Genomic DNA, 839 nt, shown 5'->3' with positions numbered 1-839 from the left:
CTCATCTCGCCGACGTCGTGGTCGCATCACTGGGTGTGGATCGCCCCGGCGCTGTTCACGACCGCCGCCTTCGTGGTGCTCCATCGCCGGGATCGCCGCCGGGCACTGGCCTGGCTGGCCGTCACCGGGGTGATCGCCACGGTCTTCGTCACGGCGCCGTTCCGGTACTTCCCGGCCTTCGACCGGCCCGGTCAGACGTGGACGGCCGCCCAGCAGTGGCTGGGAAACTGCTACGTCCTCGCGGGCTTGGTCTTTCTGGTCTGCGCGGGCGTCTTCGCGCTGCGGAAAGGACCGCGATGCTCGACCTGACCGGCACCACCACCCTCGTCACCGGGGCCAGCGGCGGCATCGGCCGGGGTATCGCCCTGCGCTTCGCCGAAGCGGGCAGCGCCGTCGCCGTGCACTACCACCGCGACGAGGCCTCGGCGCTCGCCGTCGTCGACCATGTCGAAGCGGCCGGGGGCACCGCCGCCGCGTTCACCGCCGACCTGACCGACGACGGCGAATGCCGTCGGCTCGTGGCCGCCGCGGCGGCCTGGACCGGACGGCTGGACACCCTGGTCAACAGCGCGGGCGTGCAGCCGGTCGAGCCGTTGCCGGGGATGTCGGCGGAAAGCTGGCGCGCCGTCCTCGACGCGAACCTGACCAGCGCGTTCTCGTGCACGCAGGCCGCGGCCGAGGTGATGAGCGGCGGCAGCGTCGTCCACATCGCCTCGATCGAAGCGGACCGGCCCGCGCCGGGTCACGCGCACTACAGCAGCGCGAAGGCCGCTCTGGTCATGCACGCCCGCGCCGCCGCGCTCGAATACGGGCCGCGGGGCCTCCGCGTCAACGCCGTC

At 73.2% G+C, this 839-nt stretch carries 1 protein-coding gene and 1 pseudogene; both read left to right on the top strand.

Annotation, left to right across the window (positions count from 1 at the left end; translation table 11 throughout):
* Positions 1-309: pseudogene (locus CFP71_RS41985) on the top strand (glycosyltransferase 87 family protein); the annotation flags it as partial.
* Positions 297-839: SDR family NAD(P)-dependent oxidoreductase (locus CFP71_RS41980; RefSeq protein ID WP_093939417.1), on the top strand; the 543-nt coding region annotated here is incomplete at its 3' end. The pseudogene CFP71_RS41985 and the gene CFP71_RS41980, both read left to right, overlap by 13 nt.

Origin of the sequence: Amycolatopsis thailandensis, from assembly GCF_002234405.1 — a bacterium.
Classification (GTDB): domain Bacteria; phylum Actinomycetota; class Actinomycetes; order Mycobacteriales; family Pseudonocardiaceae; genus Amycolatopsis; species Amycolatopsis thailandensis.
The sequence above is the reverse complement of the archived record's forward strand: the minus strand, read 5'-3'. Positions and strand labels throughout refer to the sequence as shown.